This window comes from Kribbella sp. NPDC020701, assembly GCF_055562215.1.
Genome location: NZ_JBVHFT010000016.1, coordinates 99,000 through 116,502, shown reverse-complemented (window position 1 = coordinate 116,502; position 17,503 = coordinate 99,000). Strand labels below are relative to the sequence as shown.

The following is a 17,503-nucleotide window of genomic DNA, read 5'->3' as shown; positions in this document are numbered from 1 at the left end:
TCACAGCTGCTGCAGCCAGGACCAGAAGAACATCAAGCCCCCGGTCGCCACCGCGATAGTTGCCGGAAGCACCCACCGCGCACCCGCCGTCCCGTCAAGCCTTCGAACCAGCCGCGCCTGCAGCCCCGCGATCCCCCGCAATGCCAGCAGGAACACCCCGATCGCCGGCACCGCAACAGCCGCATGCACCACCCAAGCCCCCGCCTTGGTCGGCCCACCCCAAGTCCCGGGCCCGAACGGCCCATCCTCCACAAACCCGTAGAAGGGCCCCCGAACCACCGCCATCACGACAAGCAACCCCAAGAACCAACTAACCAGCCCCACCACCGAACTAACCAACCCAACCCCAAACACCCACCCCACCCCAACCGCCGGCTCGACCCGACCCCGCGCCTCAGCCCCGCTCGGAGCCGCGCCGCCTGTCGGCTGCTCTGGGTGCAGCAGTCGAGCCTGCCGTCGCCAGCGCCGGATCGCCGTGTCCTTCTCGTCGAGCACCGCGTCGGCCATCGTCAGTACGCCGGCCGGCACCAGCAGTACGTCGTACGCGATCGCCCGGCCCAACCGCCGCAACCAGCCACCGCCGCGCCGACCCGGCTGCGGGTCTCGGGCCGGCTGCGGGTCTCGGGCCGGCTGCGGGTCTCGGGCCGGCTGCGGTTGGTTCGTCGTGGCCGGGCGGTTGGTGAGCGTGTCCGTCATCGTCTCTCCTCGGGACTCAAGTCCTGAGATCGAGGCTAGGAATCAGGGGCCTCCGGCACATCCCGCCGACGAGCGAGATCATGACCGGTACCCGGGTAGGGGGTCGACTGTGATCCAGGTCACAGTGACCACGGTCCGTGTTGTGACGTTACACGGTCAGTGCCGGATTGGGCGTGCACGGCTCGCAAGTGCACACCTGGGGTGCCCGACGGCGCTAGCGGCGATGCCGCGTCCACCAGGAGGTTGGGACACCATGCGCATTCGGAACCTGGCAGTGACCGCCATGGTGCTCCCGGTTTTGATGCTCGCCGGCTGCGGCACCGACACCGCGTCCGGTGCGTCGGCCGCAGCGCCCGGCGCCGGCAAAGCATCCAAGCACGGCCTCACCGACGAGGTCACCGGCCAATCCGACCCGGAAGGCACGGACGATCCGGTCGTGAAGGCCTACTACGACTACCGCGTCGCGCTCGACCAGATGATGCGCAGCGGCGGCAGCAAGATCAGCCAACTCGCGCCGGCGATGACGCCGAAGATGCTCCAGGCGATCAGCGCCCAGGCGAAGTACTTCCGCACCAAGAAGCTCCACAACACCGGCACCACCACGGTCCTGTGGGCCAAACGCACCCTCGCATCGAACGGCGTCATCGTGAACGCCTGCTACGACACCACCGCAGCCCGCACCGTCAACGCCAGAGGCCACTCGGTCCTCCCCACCTCCACCCCCACCCGCTGGCTGGACCAAATGCGAGTCCAACAACTCCAAGGCCACTGGGTAGTAGACGGCGGCACCACCACCCCCACCACCTGCTAACCACCCGCCCACCTCACCCCAAACACCCCAGCACCACCCCGAACGCCCGCCAGTCCAGCCGCACCACTCCAACACCCGACAGCCCGTGCAGCATCACCAGACCGAACACCGCTGACCCGGGCCGCACCACCCCGGACGCCACCCAGCCGGGAGGGCGCCATCCACCTCGGGCACGTCGCCGCACCAACCCACGCCCAGCCGCCGGCCAGCGCCACCAGCTGAACGCCCACTAGCTCGGCCGCACACGTCTCCGGCTCGCCGCCACCCGGCACACCTCGCGACCGGAGCCCCGCAGCGCGGAGAGAGACCACCTCTCTCCGCGCTGCTGCGTCAGTGCTCTCGGCTGGTGCGTCAGCGGGGTTTGCGGGTGCGGGCGATTTAGTGGTGGCGGACCATTTGGTGGAGGAGGCTTTCTACTGCTCCTCGGAGGTCGGCGTCGTGTTCGGGGCCGGACCAGACGACGACGCAGCCTTTGTCGCCGAGTTTGGTGGCGATGAGTTCGCGGGCCGGGGTCGGATCGCCCTGGTTGAGTACGACGACCAGCCGCCGACCATCGCGCTGCAACCGGTCCAGCAACGGCGGGAGCGTCGACCCACGGAACACACCGGGATCGCTCTTCACCTTCGTCTCGACCATCACGCCGCGCCCGCGCACCACGAGCAGGAAGTCGGCCCGATCCCGGGTGAACTCACGATCGTGATAGATCCGCGCCTTCGGCCACAACCGTTGCAGTGCAGCGTCCACGTCGGCGTCGTACTGCGCTGCCAGCCGGCTCACCCGCGAACTCGTCCCGCGCGGCCGGAACATCTCGGGCGTACGTCGCCCACCGCGCCGGCGCCCGAACAACGGCAACAACCAACGCCCCAGTCTCGTGTCGATCATCGGCGGACCCCTGACCTAGCCGGCACTCACCCCGAGTCTGCCCAGGCCACCACGCCCGTACCCCGAACACACCCAATCGTGACCCCACCGCCACAAACCCGAAGCACTCCACCCACCCGCCGGCACTCCCCAACGGCTGGCCGCGGCTAGCCGGCATCCCACCCGCTCGACCAACACTGGTCGGCATCCACCACCCGCTCGACCACCACCCGTAGGCATCCACCACCCGCTCAATCAACTCTCGCCAGCACCTCGCCAGCTCAGCGATCACTCATTCAGCGCACCGCGCGCGTCTGTTCGTCTACGTGAAGATCCCGCGGTTGCCAATCGGGCAGCCGCGGGATCTCGGGTAGGGCGCTGGTCGAAGAGCTCAGCTGTTCCTGATGGCGGAGACCTCGATCTCCAGGGTTACCTTTTCGCTGACCAGGACGCCGCCGCCTTCGAGGGCCGCGTTCCAGCTGACGCCGTAGTCCTTGCGGTTGATCACCACGGAGCCCTCGAGCCCGAGCCGCTGGTTGCCGAACGGGTCGGTCGCGGACCCGGTGTACTCGAACGCGACCTCGACCGGCTTCGACACCCCGCGGATCGACAGGTCGCCGGACACCACGAACTCCGCGTCCCCGGTCTGTTTGATCCCGCTCGAGGCGAACGTGATCTCGGAGTTGTTGTCCATGTCGAGGAAGTCGTTGCTGCGCAGGTGCTCGTCGCGCTGGCTGTTGCGGGTGTTGATGCTCTTGGCCTGGATCGTCACCCGCCCGGACGAGTTCGCCGGGTTGTCGCCGTCGATGTGGATCGACCCCTCGAACTCGTCGAACGATCCCCGCACCTTCGTCACCATCGCGTGCCGGGCCACGAACCCGACCCGGCTGTGCGCGGTGTCGATCGTGTAGTCACCGGACAGTGCGGCGTACTCGTTGGACATACCGGAATCCTCCAGGGGCTAGAGTGAAACTTGGGGGTTAGTTGAAGTTTTCACTGTCCAGCTTTCACCCATCTGGTCCGGAAGTCCACCCCCGCCTCCGCCGTGTCCAGCCTGTGGACCCCGGACCACCGGCCACGCCGACAGCTGACTGTTGCCCCCAGCAACAAGCGACGGCGGTTAATCGGTTGCGGGCCTACGACGGCACCAGGTGTCATGGGTGGTCGAAAGATCGGAGAACCGTCGTGGAACCGCTCAGCGCTGACGAGATCAGACGCTCGTTCGTCAACTCGTCCAAGAGCCAGGTCAAGGCGATGACGCTGCCGCCGGGTTTCACCGAGCTCCCCTGGGAGTCGCTGGACTACCTCGGCTGGCGTGACCCGAAGGCGCCCAACCGCGGCTACCTCGTGGTACGCCGGGATGCCGAGGTCACCGGGATCGCGGTGAAGACCCAGACCTCGGGCGCACCACGCCGGGGCGCCGGATTGTGCGACCTGTGCAACACCGCACACCACCTCACCGACGTCGCTCTGTTCGCCGCTCGCCGAGCCGGTTCGGCCGGCCGGGACGGTAACACGGTCGGGATGTACATCTGCGCGGACCTGGCGTGTTCGCTGTACGTCCGCGGTCTGCGCGAACTCGACGTACCGCAAGGTGAAACCGTCACGCCGGAGGTCCGCGCCGTCCGGCTCGCGGCACGTCTTGAAGGTTTCGTAAATCGCGTCCTCGCGTAGCGGGCCGACCTGGCTCCGGGACACTACGCTGGGATCAGTAACACACCGGCCCGTGGTGAAAGGGAGAGCGAGTCGCGATGACGGAGTTCAGAATCACCCACGAGATCCACAAGGTTCACCCCGACATCCGCGAGCAGCTCACCGCCACCACCATCGAGGCGATCAATGAGACCAGCTCCCGCTCCGCCGAGGACGCCTCGCTCGTGCTGCGCCACAAGCTTGCCGAGATCGGCGTCCACATGAGCGAGCCGGCCTGCCTGGCGGCGATCGAACGGATCCGCTCCGGCAAGCAACTCCGCTTCGAGATCGAACGCGAAGACGACGACGAACAAGAACAGGTCTAGTCCGCACCCGGAGCTCAGCTCTGGGGCGTCAGATCCTCTGACGTCAGGAGGGCGTGGAGGGTCAGGCCGGCTTCGGTCAGCGGTGCCGGGGTGATGGGGTTGCGGTTGATGACGCAGAGGGCGTCGCTGATCTCGGCACCCAGTGCACGCAGATCCTGAGTGGACAGCACGATCTGCCCGCCCGTCGTGACGACGTCCTCGACGATCGTCACCCGCCGCCCCGCGGTCTCGGCCCCCTCGGCGAGCCGACGCGTCCCGTACGCCTTCGCTTCCTTCCGTACGAACGCACACGGCAGCCCGGTACGACGTCCGAGCGCGGTCACCACCGGGATCCCGCCCATCTCGAGCCCAGCCAGCACCTCAGTGTCCGCGGGCACGAGTGGGACCATCGCCTCGGCAACCGCGTCCAGCAGCACCGGATCCGCCTCGAAGCGATACTTGTCGAAGTACTCGTTCGTCGTCTGCCCCGACCGCAGTACGAACTCCCCAGTCAGATGAGCAGCCGCGTAGATCCGGCGCCCCAACTCTTCACGATTCACGCCCGCACCCTAACCGGCGAACCCGGTTAGCCGGCCCTCCGCTCATCCGCCGGCAGTAAGCGGCGGAAGTCCTCGGCCGAGATGATCGGGATGTTGAGCTCACGCGCGACCCGCGCTTTGACCGACAAGCTGTCGATGTCAGCGGCAACCACGAACGTGGTGTCCGGCCGAACGGCCTCCTGCGGGACGAACCCCGCCGCCACCGCCCGATCCCACCAGACTTCCCGCGGCTCCACCATGTCGCCCGTGAACACCATCGTGCTCCCCCGCGGAAACCCGCGTGCCCCCGGACGAGCCGGTACGACGTACCGCCCGCGACTCGCACGGAGCAGCGCCTCATCGACATCCGTCGCCCGCTGCCCGAGCATCACCGCCACCCGGTCGAGATCGTTCCGCTGATCCGCCGTGATCGCTCCATCAGCCCACGACACCTCCGCGAGCGCGGAAACGTAGTACTGGTGTAGGTGCTTCACCTCCGAGCGCGCGAGACCGAGGTCGGTCGCCGCCTGCACCAACTGATCCGCGTCGGCGGCCGTGATCTCCCGATTGGCGAGAATCATGTCGAGCAGGGCGAGGTACGAATCGGCCTGCGGCGGCTCGGGGACGCGCGGCAACTGGTCGACGAGCCGGCTCATCCACCCATGTCGCCCACCGGCATGCACCGGCCGAACGGTCGGCGCCACGTCCGTCCCCGGGAGCGGCGGCCATTGCAGCCGGCTGACCTCCTCGTAGGCCCACTGCCACGGCGGTGGTGACGGAAACGCCTGCAAATACTGACCGAAAAGCTCAGCCGTGGCCCGGGTGTCGGCCAGCGCGGAATGCCATCCCTCGATCGAGATCCCCGCCGCCGCACAACACGCGCCAAGCGTCCGCTTCGCGCCCGGGTAGAGATAACCGGCGAGCGCCATCGTGCACATCGACCGCTCGGTGATCAGCGGCACCGCGACGCCCAGCCGGGCGAACTCCGCCCGCAGGAACCCGAGGTCGAACTCAACGTTGTGCCCGACAACCATCCGCCCCGCGAGCAGCTCCCCCAACTGCTGCGCGACGTCCGCGAAGTCCGGCGCCGCGAGCACGTCGGCGGTGAGAATCCCGTGAATATGTTGAGGACCGAGATCGCGCTGCGGATTCAGCAACGTCACCCACTCGCGCTCGACCTGCCCGCGAGCGTCCAGCAGCACGACGGCGATCTCGATCACCCGATGCCGATGACTCGGCAGCAGGCCAGTCGTCTCAGTATCGATGACGGCGTACATTCCCAGGGCCCTCCTCCGGCTCGATGACCGACTGGAACAACCCAATCACACGGCGCCGACAGTTTCCGTCGAGTCAGGCATCGGGGATATCGACGGCGATCTCGTCACCCAATCGGGCGCCGTGGGCCAACTCGAGTTCGTCACCACTCCAGAACCGTCCCGGGTCGTACCAGTTCGGCCGCCGTCCGCTCAGCAACCCCATCTCCTCGTACGTCACCGCGACCACCTCAGCGCAGTACGCCGACTCCAGCTCGAGCTCCCGCGATCCGCGCCGGATCGCCGGCACCCGTCCACGCACCCATCGCGACGCCAACCGAGCCGTCGACGGGAACGGCGTACCGTCCAGCCTTGCGACAGTCCGCAGTACGGCGTCCTCCATCTCCCGCGTGACAGGGTGATCGAGCTGCCGCAACCAGGCGCGTTGACCGTACTTGCGTCCCCACACCAGCACCGCGTCGCGCAGATCGTGCAACTGCACGCCACGGTGGTGGGTCCCGGTCCACACGTCCGGCAGCGAGCGACCCAGTTCGGCGTGCCACATCAGCGGCGGCAGATCTTCGATCACGATCGCCATGCCGACGTGGTTGACCGGGCTGTTCGTCGTGAGCTGGATGGCGCGATCCGCAGCGCTTTCGCCACGGAACAGCCAAATGTCACCTGTTCGTGTCAGTTCCGTAGCGTCATCCAGTGAAATCCGGCTGTCCACAGTCGCTAGATTAGTCCGCATGAAGGTATGGAAGGTGGTAGGACTTGCGGGGCTCGTCGGCGTGGCCGCAACGGGCGTAGTGGTCGCGCGGGGCGAGCGGAAGCGCCGCGCTTACACGCCGGAAGAGGTTCGCGACCGGCTCAAGACGCGGGTCAAGGAAGCAGCGAACGCCTGATCTCCCGGTCGAACGATCGGCCGGGGGTGCGAGGTACGCCGTAGCTCGGTGGTACGGCGCTGATCCCGCACGCCCGGCCGAAGTCGTTGCCCTGGTCAAAGGTTGTGGAGAGCAACTTTCTCGAGGCGACCGGCCGTGATGGTGGCGGTCTGGTAGGTGCAGTACGGCTGCCGGCGCCGATCCGTCGGCGATCCCGGGTTCAGCAACCGCAGCCCACCGGGGCTCGTCGTGTCCCACGGGATGTGGCTGTGGCCGAACACCAGCAGATCCACGCCCGGATAATCCTTCTCGCAGCGCTCCTCGCGCCCCTTGGCCGGCCCGGTCTCGTGCACGACGGCAACCGACAGCCCGTCGAGCGTCACCCGTGCGACCTCGGGCAACCGCGCCCGTAGCTCCGGACCGTCGTTGTTGCCCCAGCACCCGATCAACCGGGCCGCACGAGACTCCAACTCGTCCAGCAATCCGACGTTCACCCAGTCCCCAGCATGGATGACCACGTCGGCACGCTCGACCGCGTCCCAGACCGGCTCAGGCAGCTTCTTCGCCCGCACCGGCAGATGAGTGTCCGAGATCAGCACCAAACGCATGCGCCCACTCTCTATGCCTGCAGTGACTCGATCAACTCCTTCTCCTTTGCGGGACTCAGCCCGGCGCGCCGCTCTCGATCCAGTCCGAGCTCCCGCTCCCAGGCCAGCGTGTCCACCAGGAACTCTCGCCGCGACCGGTGCGTCAACCCGGCCGCGAGCGCCGCAGCGCCGCTGCGAGACGACCAACCCTCGTACCCAGGCTCGGTGATCCACATCGCCAGCGAATCCGGCCCCATGTACTGCTCGACCTTCTGCTCCTCCAACCACGCCCGCGGCGCGAGCACGACCGGTCCGGTATGACCACCGACCTCGCGCACGAGCTCGATCCACTCGCCGAACGGCACCACCGGTCCGACGGCATCGAACGTCCCCGTCCGGCCCTCCGCCGCACAATCCAGCAACCACGATGCGAGGTCCCGCACGTCGATCACGGAAGTCGCGAGATCGGGCGTGTCCGGCACGAGCATCGGCTCCTCCGGCGCTCGTGCCGCCCGCGCGACCCACGCTCCGGCCCGATCGCTCTTGTCCCCCGGCCCGCCGATCAGGCCGGCCCGCGCGATCACGAGCCGATCCCCCACTGCTTCCCGCGAAGCCAGTTCGCTGGCGACCTTCGCCTCGCCGTACTGCTCCCGCTCGGCCACGTCCAGCTCGGTCGGCTCCCGCAGTACGGCGGACTCGTCGGCGCCTGGCGTGTCGAACTTCTCGTACGCGTTGCCCGATGACACGTAGGTCCAATGCTTCGCCCGCGGACCGAACGCCGCCAACGCGCCACGCACGAATCCCGGTTGCCACGACACCTCGAACACCGCATCCCAGTCCTTCTCGGGCACAGCGCCGTACGCATCCGGGCGGCTGCGGTCGGCCGCGATCAACGTGGCCCCGGCCGCGACCTCGCCACTCTCACCACGGGCCACGCAGGTGACCGAATGCCCGCGCGCCAACGCCTGCGTCGCGATCTCACGACCGAGCCACGCCGTCCCACCGAGGATCAGAATCTCCATGCGGGCAAGCCAATCAGGCCTCGCCGACAAAACCCAGACATCTTTGCCGAGGGCAGAAACAACACCGCGTGATCCGTCGCCAGCGTCAGGTCACCGTAAGCCTCGACCCCTTGCAGTACGGGCGTCGCAGGCGCACTGTCGGCAGCAAGAGGCACCCGAAGTGGGTGCCATGGGCAAGGGGGAGAAATGGCTGGTTTCGTTCAGATCATCGAGTACCGGACGCAGAAGCCGGACGAGATCACGGCGCTCATGGACGAGTTCCAGAAGACCCGCGAGGCCTCCGGCGACGGCCCGGCGCCGACCCGCGGGATCACCTGTGCCGACCGCGACGAGTCGGGGCGCTACTTCTCGATCATCGAGTTCGCGTCGTACGAGGAGGCGATGGAGAACTCCAAGCGAGCCGACACCACCGAGTTCGCCGAGAAGATGATGGAACTGTGCGACGGCCCCACCAAGTTCTACAACCTCGATCTGGTCCAGACCGTCGAGTACAGCTGACCGCAGGACTCAGGCCCAGCCGGACTCGCGATCACGACTGGGCCTGAGGCAGGGAATGGCGGCCGGTGCCGCAAGGGAGGTCGGCACCGGCCCACCCCGATCAGTCCGGGTCCGCGGCGCCGGACCCGTACCGGTTCATCGGAAGACCCGGTACGACGGCCAGGCGGTCGGCGGGGCAGCGCCGTACGAACCGAGTTCCTGGTCGTTGTGCAGGGGGTCGGGATCCTGTGGCTCGGGGGCGGAGTGGAGATCCGGCCATGGTCTGGGCGGAAGGGTCTCGCGGGGTGGCAGTTGCAGGTCGGGGTCCGGACCCGGGTCCGAGTCGATCCACTCGACCTCGGTCGCCCCGCCGTGACCGTGGATGGCGACGACGGAGTCGATCCCGTCCCAGACGGTCGTGGTCGGATAGTCGCCGTACCAGCGGAGCGCGACCGCCCCGTCGGTGAACAGCACGCCCTCGGCGACAGGTCCGGTGCCGCTGACACCGGAGACATCATGATGGCGGATCAGCCGGAAGCGACGAATACTCATTTCGGGGCTACCTCCCACAGCCGCTCGCCCGGCAGCTTGCGATCCGGGCCGGGGTCGGCATCGGGGATCGGATCACTGGTCACGCGCAACCCGGCGAACCGGCGCGACATGGCAGCGGCGTAGCGCTCGGCCAACTCGGCCTCGGCCCGGTAGTCGGCGACGACGTGGTCCCCGAACCACACCCGCACGCGCCGGCGTTCGACAACCCTGACCGCAGCAGGGTGAGGGTCCCCATCAGCGTTGTCAGTCATCTCAATGCACCCGACGCCCAGTCGAGCCAGTTCCCATCAGCGACCTCGAAGTACAACCCTTCACGTCAATCACTTCCACTTCCCTGTGGGGATGGGTTCACAAGAAGTGACGAACCTCCCACCCGTTCATGACGCGATTCCCCAAAGAACTTTTCGCCCCGCCGCGTCACTCCCCTGAGGCAACCGATCGCAGCACACGAAAGCCGACCCGCAGGGCTGTGTGGAACTGGTGGGCTGGGACAGGAACCGGTGGGCCGAGACACGTTATTTCCTGTCTCAGGCCCCCAGACGGTGTCCCCACCCCCGAGAGGCGTCAGGGCAAATCAGCTACGACGACATCAGGCGATTGGGTGAAGGGGTGGGTTCCGTGCGCTCAGCTGATGCGCTGGCGGATCTGTTCTGCGGACAGGCTGTCTGTCAGTTCGACAGTGCGCATGGAGCCCGGCTCGATCAGATGCAGACCGCGCCGTCCGGGACAACCGCTCGTACGAACCACTCCGCAAACTCCGCCGCCGCCTCAGCATCCACCACCGACTCAGGCTCCTCGAGCGGCGCAAGCACGTACGACGCCATCAGCCGACGACCCACGGGCGCCAGGTGTCGAGGTCTGGGTCGTCGAGGGTGGTGCCGGGGGCGAAGGTGTGGGTTCCGCGGCCTGGGAGGTGGGCCGCGACGAGGATCTCGACGTTGTGGGACAGCAGCGCTGGTACGTCGCCGAGTGCGTCGACCAGGGATTCGAAGGCCAGTCGGGTTTCCTCCGCCTGGGCGTCCTTCCGGTTGCGGGACTGGACGTCGACGACCACCGCGTATCCATCCATCGCCTGCAGCTCATCCGACTCAGGCTGGAACGTGTTCAGACCGAGGTAGACACCGATGACACCGTCGAACGTCCGCGCACGCACCTTGTACTGCAACTCGCCCGTCTCGGCTCGCAGGTCGCCGTTGAACTCAAGTCCGAGCACTGCGGCGACCCGCTCTGCCGCCACCTCGAGCGGTTCGTCCAGCGCCAAAAAGATCTCATCGCTATCAGCCATCAGGACCACGCCCTCGTCGCTATCGGTCGCTTGTCATCGCTCGGCATCAGGCCTGTATCCAGCTGCGCCAGATCTCGATGTCAGCCGCATCGGGGCTGCACCACGACGCCCAGCCACGCATCGACCGAAGCCGCGCGCATCCGCAGGCGAATCGCAGAGCTTTCGGTCCGGACGACCTCGCACCTAGTGGCCCTCACCAGCCACCCAGCCACCTGTCCCGGTGTCTCGGAAACTGCGGCGAACACAGACTCGACAACAGACACGTCGGACTCAGCTCACGACCCAGGGGCGCCAGGTGTCGATGTCGTCGGCGTCGAGGGAGGTGCGGGGCGGGAAGGCATGCGCGCCGGCGCCGGGCAGGTACGCCGCCACGATCCAGGCCATGTCGTGACCCAGCACCAACGCAACGTCGGACTGCGCCGCCGCCAGCTCGTCGAACACGGCACGGGCTTCCCTCTCCTGTGTCTCTTCGTCCTTCAGGCCCGCGAGGCGCACGTCGACGACGCCCGCGTAGTGGTCGATTGCCGAGACGTCCTCGGGCTCGGGATCGACCTCGCCGTAGACGTTCGGGCCGACCACGAGCAGAACCTTCCCCTCGATGGTCCGGGCAGGCCCGCGGAAGAAGTGCTGGTTCTCCTTCAGGTCGGGATCCTCGATGCGCTCGAGCCCGAGGATGCCGCGCAGCCATCCGGCCACCTCCCCGAGCGGCTGGTCCGCCGCAAGAAAGATGTTGTCGTCGGTCGACATCACTGCTCCTTGGTAAAGGTGACCAAACGTCCGTCACCGAGAATGACATGTACCACCGCAGCCACGGTGGAGCCCGGCTGACCGCAGGCCCTGCGAAAGGACCGCAGAGCGGTTTCCTCCGTCAGTCCGACCGGTCGGCCGTCGACAACCACCTCGCGTCCCATGGTGAGCTCGCGCGCGGCCTTCAGCGCCTGGCCGCTGGCTTTCAGCATGCTGCGCTTCACCGTGTTCGACGCGCCGCTGGTGAGCGTCTTGAACTCGATGATCGAGCCCTCGTCGGAACCAGACCTTCGCAGCATCGCGTCGGGGTTCTTGTGGCCGTCGACGGTGTGATCCGGAGGTCTGGCATCGAGACGCCAGCCTTCCGCTACGAGTCGGTCGGCGATCAGCCGCTCCTTCGGCTCGAACGATCCTCGCGGATCGAAGACTCCAGGAGCGAAGTCAACGCCTATTGGTCGGACATCGAACGCGAAGTCGAAGTCGAGGTCGGCTGCGGTTGGCAGATCTGGGAGGTCGATGTCGACCACGATCGGCTGTGGCCGGTCGTTCTTCGGGTAGTCGAAGGTGGCTTCTATGTGGTTGGGGGTGATGGTGAGGGTGGCGTGTTGCCATTGTTGGTTGGCGGATTCGGCCATGGCGGCCAGGAGGGCTTTGACCGGCTCGGTGAGGTCTACGGCGATTTCGAAGTCGCGGGACAGTCGTTCTTCGCGCTTGTCTTCTTCCTTCTCGTCGCGTTCTTCGAACTCGAGGTCGCCGGTTTCGGTGACGGTGATCTCCACTTCGAGCGGATCTTCGAAGCGTTCCTCGTCGTCCTTCTCGTGTCGCTTGCGGAACTTTTCGAAGGCTTTGCGGGCGACCGTGATCAGAGGCGGTTCGTTGTCCTCGGCAAGGTCCAGGTCTTCGAAGGTGGCGGTGAGGCGTTTGGTTCGGCCCTGCGAGTCACGTTCGGCGACGTCGCCGAGGCCGCCGGTGGACTTGTTGCGGTCGGCCGAGTCGGCGGACGGGCGGTTGGTAGTGGGTCCGCCGATGCCAACCAACCCCTCAGCCCAGGCGCGGGCCTTCGGTGGCGCCAGGGTGAGGTAGTGGGCAGCGGCCTCGCAGGCGCGGGCGGCGGCGTCGAGTTGCTGGGCGGCGACGGTGGCGCGCCCATGGGAGGCGATCAGCGCGACCTGGGCGTTCTCCCGGCAGCGGTCCGCCGTACGGCGCAGGTGGGCAACGACGGAAGGCACCTCGTCGAGGCTGTCCACCAGCCCCCGGGCGACCCGCTGCAGCTCCGACGGCACGACAAACCCATCAGATCTGGTCGGCGTAGCTCTTGCATCCGGCCGACGCGATCTCCAGGGCCTCGGCGGCCTGCTCGACCGCCTTGCCGGCCGCGTCCAGGATCTCCGTGATGTCCCGGTCGACGCCGGTCGCCGTACCGGCGATCAGGCTCTCCACCAGCTGGCTGTGCTGGGTGAAGCGCAGCTTGAAACCGGCCAGGCCGCCCGCTGCCTGCTTGGCCTCCATCGAGACCTGGTGCAGCTGTTCCTTGAGCCGCTGTACGTCGGACACCTGAACTCACTCCCAAACCTAGTTGCGCTTCTTCGGCAGCACGATCGCCGTACCGGCCACGATGACCGGCACCAGGATCGCGAGCCACCACGGCAGACCGGCCGCCATGGCGACGACGACCGCGACCGCACCACCCCAGCCCCACCAGCGCGCACCGGGCAGCCTGGGCAGCCCGAGCGCCCGGGACGCGGCCAGCATCGTGACGGCGGCGATGGCCGCGGCCTCGACTCCGGCCAGGAACGACCCTGTCAGCACCCACACCACCACGAACCCGACCAGCATCAAGACCGCGCTGATGGTACGTCGCTTCCGTCGCTCCTGCTCAGCCCGGGCGGCCGCACGGACCTCTTCGAGCTGCTCGACGGTCTCACTCAGCTGTTTGGTGATCCGGACCGCGACCGTCTCGATCTCGTTCAGTACGCGGATCTCGGGCAGCGCATGGTTCACTCGCTTGCCGTCAGCGGGCAGTCCGGCCCGCTGCAGGCTCGCAGCGGCCTTCTCGGCCAGTGCGTTCAGCCGGAGCTCCAACAGCCGCCCGCGCTCGGCCATGGCGTCGGCCTCTGCCATCGCAGTGGCCTCGGCCTTCGACTTGTGCGCGGTCAGCCGGTCCTGCGCCTGCTGCGCGTCCGCACGTGCTCCCGCGACCGTCCGCAGCGCCCGTGCGTACTCGGACCACGCCTTCTCTTCTACCTTCATCGCCGTACCAACTCCACCGCGCGGTCCACCTCGTCGGACCGCAATGCGGCAAACGGTACGACGACCTGTGCCTCAGGGTGGAGCCCGTCCCACAACAGACCCCGGTGTGGTTCCGAAGCCCACCGCACCAGCGGCCCGGCCACCGCGCGTACGCCGTCCTGTGGGTGCCGGAGGAACAGGTGTGTCGCCACGTTCGCGCGCCCGTACCCGAGCTGCTCTGTGCACACATGCAGCCGGTTCCACCACCCGAACGTGATGAGCCCCTGCGCCGGCCCGTCGCGCACGATGTCCTGCAGCGCGTTCGCCGGACTCTCGAACAACCCCTCCGCGTGCAACTGCATCCGCGGCACCCCATGGAACCCGAACCCGAGCAGATAGGTCTCGCCGACGTGCCCATTGCGTACGGCGTCCCGCAGCGAGAACAACCGTGGCGCGATGTCCGCATGCTTGTCGACCGTCTCGACCTCGCAGCCGAGCTGCCGCAACGCCTGCACCAGCGCGTCCTTGCCCTCGGCAACAGTCGGTGACGAGTCGGTGCCGTCCATGAAGATGAACTGCGGCGGATCCACAGCCGCGGCCGCCGTCGACAACGCGAGCCCACTCAGTACGCCGAGCGCATCCGCCGGACCGTCACCGAGCACGAGTACGCCCGCTCCCGGCTCGGGCCGTACTTCGACCTGCACGGGCTCCTCCGTCACCGCGATCGGCAGTCCGGTCCACGGCCGCCCCAGCTCCGGTTTCACCGCAACCGCGGTGTCCGTCAGCCGGGCCGGCTCGGCCAGATGGAAGATCCGCGGGGGGCGCGCCGTCGTACCCGCGCGCTCCCACAGTTCACGCCGCAGCGAGTCCAGCACGGCCTTGTCCGCGAAGCTGACCAGCACATGCTGGTTGTCGTCCGGAGACCCGAAGTTCGCGTTGAGCACGGCCTCGCCGCGGAACTGCAGCTCAGCCGCGGCAGTGTTCCCGCTCCGCAGAATCGCTTGCGAGTCGGCCGGCGTCGTCTTCAGCGCGATCCGGTACGGCACCTGGCCGAAGATCGAGTCGCGCCGGGTCGCCAGCCGCTTGACGCCTTCGATCGTCTGCGTCGCCAGTACGACATGCACGCCGTACGCGCGTCCCAGCCGGACCAACCGCTCGAGCAACTTCGCCGCCTCGTCCGCGAGCTCGTCGTCGTCCTCGAGCAGCACCTGGAACTCGTCGAGGACGACCAGGATCCGCGGCGGCCGATCGGGGCCTGGGGCAAGCTCCGCGATATCGGCAACGTTGCCGTGCGACTTGAAGATCTCGCTGCGCCGCGCCAACTCGTCCGACAGATGCCGCAGTACGGCGAGACCGAACGCCCGGTCGCTGTGCACACCGAGCACGCGCACCTGTGGCAGCCAGTGCTCCCGCTCCCCCGCCGGACCGAGCGCGGAGAACTCGACACCATGCTTGAAGTCGAGCAGGTACATCGCCAGGTCCACAGGGTCGTAGCGCGCGGCAAGACCGTGGATCATCACAAGCAGCAGGTTCGACTTGCCCTGACCGACCGCGCCCCCGACGAGCACATGCGGGAGCGCTGGGTTCCCAGAGCGCAACCGCACCAGCGCCGGCGTGCGGTCGTCGTACCCGATCACTGTGCCGATCTCGTCCTTGACCGGCTGCCACCAGGTCGAGCGGTCCGGCAGGGTGCGCTCGAAGTCGATGGTCGGGAGTACGGCGGCCTCCGCGAGCTCGGCCACCACGTCACAGATGCCGGCGGCAACGTTCGCGTCGAAGGGCGGATCCAGCTTCGCGGCCACGCCGGGCAGTTGCGTGACCTCGACCCTGTCTCCGCCGATGACCACCGGATTGAGGAACTCGAGCAACTGCTTGGTCTCGACGTCCATCTCGGAACTCGTCGACGGGTCGTGGTGAACCAGGAAGCAGATGCCGCGCTCGCCGGCGGTCGCGGCCAGCCGGAGCAGGTCGCGCTGGGCGAGCGAGTCGATGCCGGCCGGGTAGTCGAACAGGACGACCAGCCGGTACGGATCGGTGACCTGGCCGGTCTCCCGGATCAGATCCTCGAACCGCTGGTGCCCGAGCTGCGCCTGCCGGCTGGCCCGCAGCGACGACACATCGACGAGTCCGGACAGCACGGTGTGCAACTGCTCGGCGGTATGCGTTGCCCTGGGCACCAATTGCGGGTACTTCGTGGTCAGGTGACCGAGCAGACCCATCATGCCGGTCAGCCGGGGGTCGAACGCGTCGATCCTGAGCCGGAAGGGTTCGGCGGCCGCGACCAGCCGCAAGGCGATGCTCTGCAGAAGTCTGCGCGCGGACTGGTTGCGGTCCGCGGTCACCTTCCAGCCGTTCGTCCGCAGCAGCGGCGCGACCACCGGCGTACCGGGGTCGAGCTCACCGATCCGGACGTACGACGGGATGCCTGCGCCGACCAGTTGACGCGAACGCCAGCGCGCGTCGTTCGGCGGAATCGACGCCAGGCCGGGCGCCAGCCGGTCCGCCAGCAGACGCGCCTTCGGCTCGGCCGTCGAGAGCGCTTCCGCGGTCTTGGAGTCGACGAGGGCACGCGACTCACGCCGGGCGATCGCGGTCTGCTCCTGCAGTTGACGATGCAACTGCACAGCCCGCTGGTGCTCGCCGTGCGTCAGCCGGCGCGCATTCTCCAGCAACTGGCCGAGCGCGTGCTGCAGACCGCGGATCCGCGCTTCCAGGAGCTCCGGTGAAACCGGTCCGGGCGTACTTCCCCCGTCAGGCTTCTCCGTCACGAGCACCGTCCTTCCACACTTGCCCCGCGACTCCATATTGCCTGGAGTAACCATGTCATACGGGTAGTCCCAAGCGTCACTCCAGGCATCAGTAGTCTCACCTGCTAATCAGGAGCGACGATCTCGAGTTCGTAGCCGTCGGTGTTGTGGAGGAAGGCGGCGTAATGCTGCGGGCCGCCGGCGTACGGGTGCCGGTCGGCGAACATCAGCGTCCAGCCGTGCCGGGCGGCCTCCGCGACGATGGCGTCCACCTCGGCCCGGCCGGCTGCGTTCAACGCGAGATGGTTCATCCCGGGCCGCATCCGGTCGTGCTCGCCGGCCGACATCGCCGGGCTCTGCTCGACCACGACGTAACTGCCGTCAGGCGCCGCCCAGGTCATGCCGCCGGGCCAGCCGTCACCGTCCTTCCAGCCCAGCCGATTGAGGATCCAGCCCCAGCTCTCCTGCGCCCGGGACAGGTCCGGGACCCAGATCTCGACGTGATGCACCGCAGCGACCATCGGAGCATTATCTGTGCTCGTCGAAATGGTTCGACACCGCCACCGAGATCAGCCCCGACAGCACCAGCCAGACCAGCGCCGCGACCAGCCACGGCCACCATTCGCGGCTCTGCGCGGCCTCGGCGACGGCCTTGCCGAACAGGCCGCCGGCCGGCGCGAAGACGAGCACGAGCAGAACCCGCGCGATCGTCGTCTCCCTGGTCATTTCTTCATTGTGAGAGCCGAACGCGGCCCCTGCAGAAAATCTTGGCGTTTCGCGCCCCGTCATCTTTCTGTCCGTGGCAGGGTTTACCGT

General features: G+C 67.7%; 24 protein-coding genes. 5 read left to right on the top strand and 19 right to left on the bottom strand.

Going from position 1 to position 17,503, the window contains the following annotated elements:
- Positions 1-696 (bottom strand): hypothetical protein, encoded by a 696-nt coding sequence (locus tag ACZ3HV_RS32815; RefSeq protein WP_465690014.1) that lies wholly within the window; start codon positions 694-696, stop codon positions 1-3.
- A gap of 253 nt (positions 697-949) precedes the next feature.
- Here ACZ3HV_RS32815 and ACZ3HV_RS32810 point away from each other — a divergent pair, with 253 nt between their 5' ends.
- Positions 950-1,507: a hypothetical protein gene (locus tag ACZ3HV_RS32810; RefSeq protein WP_465690013.1), complete on the top strand. Its 558-nt coding sequence runs from the start codon at positions 950-952 to the stop codon at positions 1,505-1,507.
- 378 nt (positions 1,508-1,885) lie between these two features.
- Here the strand turns inward: ACZ3HV_RS32810 and ACZ3HV_RS32805 are convergent, their stop codons facing one another.
- A complete protein-coding gene (locus tag ACZ3HV_RS32805) occupies positions 1,886-2,389 on the bottom strand; it encodes a hypothetical protein (protein WP_465690012.1) in 504 nt (167 codons plus the stop codon).
- Between the two features lie 370 nt (positions 2,390-2,759).
- On the bottom strand, positions 2,760-3,311 hold the full coding sequence (locus tag ACZ3HV_RS32800) for a YceI family protein (protein WP_465690010.1): 552 nt from the start codon (positions 3,309-3,311) through the stop codon (positions 2,760-2,762).
- A gap of 242 nt (positions 3,312-3,553) precedes the next feature.
- Between ACZ3HV_RS32800 and ACZ3HV_RS32795 the strand changes: the two genes are divergently transcribed.
- A complete protein-coding gene (locus ACZ3HV_RS32795) occupies positions 3,554-4,042 on the top strand; it encodes an FBP domain-containing protein (protein ID WP_360369831.1) in 489 nt (162 codons plus the stop codon).
- Between the two features lie 77 nt (positions 4,043-4,119).
- Positions 4,120-4,386 (top strand): hypothetical protein, encoded by a 267-nt coding sequence (locus ACZ3HV_RS32790; RefSeq protein ID WP_465690008.1) that lies wholly within the window; start codon positions 4,120-4,122, stop codon positions 4,384-4,386.
- Between the two features lie 14 nt (positions 4,387-4,400).
- On the opposite strand, the gene ACZ3HV_RS32785 is transcribed toward ACZ3HV_RS32790, so the two are convergent.
- From ACZ3HV_RS32785 to ACZ3HV_RS32775, 3 genes are all read right to left on the bottom strand, one after another.
- A complete protein-coding gene (locus ACZ3HV_RS32785; RefSeq protein ID WP_465690006.1) occupies positions 4,401-4,925 on the bottom strand; it encodes an orotate phosphoribosyltransferase in 525 nt (174 codons plus the stop codon).
- Between the two features lie 26 nt (positions 4,926-4,951).
- Positions 4,952-6,181, bottom strand: coding sequence for an exonuclease domain-containing protein (locus ACZ3HV_RS32780; protein ID WP_465690004.1), 1,230 nt, complete (start codon positions 6,179-6,181; stop codon positions 4,952-4,954).
- A 73-nt stretch (positions 6,182-6,254) separates the two neighbouring features.
- Positions 6,255-6,755 (bottom strand): hypothetical protein, encoded by a 501-nt coding sequence (locus ACZ3HV_RS32775; RefSeq protein WP_465690002.1) that lies wholly within the window; start codon positions 6,753-6,755, stop codon positions 6,255-6,257.
- 151 nt (positions 6,756-6,906) lie between these two features.
- On the opposite strand from ACZ3HV_RS32775, the gene ACZ3HV_RS32770 reads away from it, so the two are divergent.
- The gene (locus ACZ3HV_RS32770; RefSeq protein ID WP_166677970.1) at positions 6,907-7,062 is read left to right on the top strand and encodes a hypothetical protein; all 156 of its coding nucleotides are present in this window, start codon (positions 6,907-6,909) and stop codon (positions 7,060-7,062) included.
- 95 nt (positions 7,063-7,157) lie between these two features.
- Here ACZ3HV_RS32770 and ACZ3HV_RS32765 read toward each other — a convergent pair whose 3' ends face one another.
- A complete protein-coding gene (locus tag ACZ3HV_RS32765; protein ID WP_465690000.1) occupies positions 7,158-7,649 on the bottom strand; it encodes a metallophosphoesterase family protein in 492 nt (163 codons plus the stop codon).
- An 11-nt stretch (positions 7,650-7,660) separates the two neighbouring features.
- Positions 7,661-8,650, bottom strand: a complete 990-nt coding sequence (locus ACZ3HV_RS32760) for a Rossmann-fold NAD(P)-binding domain-containing protein (protein ID WP_465689998.1) — start codon at positions 8,648-8,650, stop codon at positions 7,661-7,663.
- Positions 8,651-8,836: 186 nt separating this feature from the next.
- On the opposite strand from ACZ3HV_RS32760, the gene ACZ3HV_RS32755 reads away from it, so the two are divergent.
- Positions 8,837-9,148 (top strand): hypothetical protein, encoded by a 312-nt coding sequence (locus ACZ3HV_RS32755; protein ID WP_465689996.1) that lies wholly within the window; start codon positions 8,837-8,839, stop codon positions 9,146-9,148.
- Between the two features lie 135 nt (positions 9,149-9,283).
- Here ACZ3HV_RS32755 and ACZ3HV_RS32750 read toward each other — a convergent pair whose 3' ends face one another.
- From ACZ3HV_RS32750 to ACZ3HV_RS32700, 11 genes are all read right to left on the bottom strand, one after another.
- Positions 9,284-9,679, bottom strand: coding sequence for a hypothetical protein (locus tag ACZ3HV_RS32750; RefSeq protein ID WP_465689994.1), 396 nt, complete (start codon positions 9,677-9,679; stop codon positions 9,284-9,286).
- On the bottom strand, positions 9,676-9,930 hold the full coding sequence (locus tag ACZ3HV_RS32745) for a hypothetical protein (RefSeq protein WP_465689992.1): 255 nt from the start codon (positions 9,928-9,930) through the stop codon (positions 9,676-9,678). The genes ACZ3HV_RS32750 and ACZ3HV_RS32745 overlap by 4 nt, the downstream gene beginning before the upstream one ends.
- Before the next feature lie 450 nt (positions 9,931-10,380).
- Complete coding sequence (locus tag ACZ3HV_RS32740) at positions 10,381-10,503, bottom strand: hypothetical protein (protein ID WP_465689991.1); 123 nt, start codon at positions 10,501-10,503, stop codon at positions 10,381-10,383.
- Positions 10,503-10,964, bottom strand: a complete 462-nt coding sequence (locus ACZ3HV_RS32735; protein WP_465689989.1) for a hypothetical protein — start codon at positions 10,962-10,964, stop codon at positions 10,503-10,505. Before ACZ3HV_RS32735 ends, ACZ3HV_RS32740 begins: the two co-directional genes overlap by 1 nt.
- Positions 10,965-11,234: 270 nt before the next feature.
- Positions 11,235-11,711 carry a hypothetical protein gene (locus tag ACZ3HV_RS32730; protein ID WP_465689987.1) on the bottom strand — a complete coding sequence of 159 codons (477 nt, stop codon included), beginning with the start codon at positions 11,709-11,711 and terminating at the stop codon, positions 11,235-11,237.
- Positions 11,711-12,994: a hypothetical protein gene (locus ACZ3HV_RS32725; RefSeq protein ID WP_465689985.1), complete on the bottom strand. Its 1,284-nt coding sequence runs from the start codon at positions 12,992-12,994 to the stop codon at positions 11,711-11,713. Before ACZ3HV_RS32725 ends, ACZ3HV_RS32730 begins: the two co-directional genes overlap by 1 nt.
- A gap of 10 nt (positions 12,995-13,004) precedes the next feature.
- Positions 13,005-13,265 carry a hypothetical protein gene (locus ACZ3HV_RS32720; protein ID WP_328519649.1) on the bottom strand — a complete coding sequence of 87 codons (261 nt, stop codon included), beginning with the start codon at positions 13,263-13,265 and terminating at the stop codon, positions 13,005-13,007.
- A gap of 18 nt (positions 13,266-13,283) precedes the next feature.
- Complete coding sequence (locus tag ACZ3HV_RS32715; RefSeq protein WP_465689983.1) at positions 13,284-13,961, bottom strand: hypothetical protein; 678 nt, start codon at positions 13,959-13,961, stop codon at positions 13,284-13,286.
- Complete coding sequence (locus tag ACZ3HV_RS32710; RefSeq protein ID WP_465689981.1) at positions 13,958-16,708, bottom strand: FtsK/SpoIIIE domain-containing protein; 2,751 nt, start codon at positions 16,706-16,708, stop codon at positions 13,958-13,960. The genes ACZ3HV_RS32715 and ACZ3HV_RS32710 overlap by 4 nt, the downstream gene beginning before the upstream one ends.
- A gap of 104 nt (positions 16,709-16,812) precedes the next feature.
- On the bottom strand, positions 16,813-17,208 hold the full coding sequence (locus tag ACZ3HV_RS32705; RefSeq protein WP_465689979.1) for a VOC family protein: 396 nt from the start codon (positions 17,206-17,208) through the stop codon (positions 16,813-16,815).
- 7 nt (positions 17,209-17,215) lie between these two features.
- Complete coding sequence (locus ACZ3HV_RS32700; RefSeq protein ID WP_360369791.1) at positions 17,216-17,413, bottom strand: hypothetical protein; 198 nt, start codon at positions 17,411-17,413, stop codon at positions 17,216-17,218.
- Positions 17,414-17,503 lie beyond the last annotated feature (90 nt).